This is a genomic window from Ralstonia sp. Ralssp135 (genome assembly GCF_047304345.1).
GTDB classification, from domain to species: Bacteria; Pseudomonadota; Gammaproteobacteria; order Burkholderiales; family Burkholderiaceae; genus Ralstonia; species Ralstonia chuxiongensis.
Window position 1 is genome coordinate 1 of the sequence record NZ_JBGLYZ010000115.1, and the last position, 250, is coordinate 250.

Annotated in this window: 1 pseudogene; it reads right to left on the reverse strand. The window is 71.6% G+C overall.

The window, feature by feature from the left end:
* Nucleotides 1–250: pseudogene (locus ACCD03_RS25605) on the reverse strand (GNAT family N-acetyltransferase); the annotation flags it as partial.

Genomic DNA, 250 nt, shown 5'->3' on the forward strand with positions numbered 1-250 from the left:
CAGCTCGGCAGTCGGGCCGTACTGGCACCACCCCACGCAGGCGGCGTCGTCGAGGACGAGTGCCGCGTGTGCGGCGCCCCGGTTCACCAGGGCCTCCTTGGCCACCCGTCGGTCCTGCGGGCCCAGCGACTTGTCGCCGCCTTCGGCGTGGAAATCCAGGCACCAACAGCCGCCGAACACCCCGTTGTGCGCGGCGAGCAGGGCATCGATCAGCGGCCAGGTGCTCGTGTCCAGCGGCACAGTCGCGTAC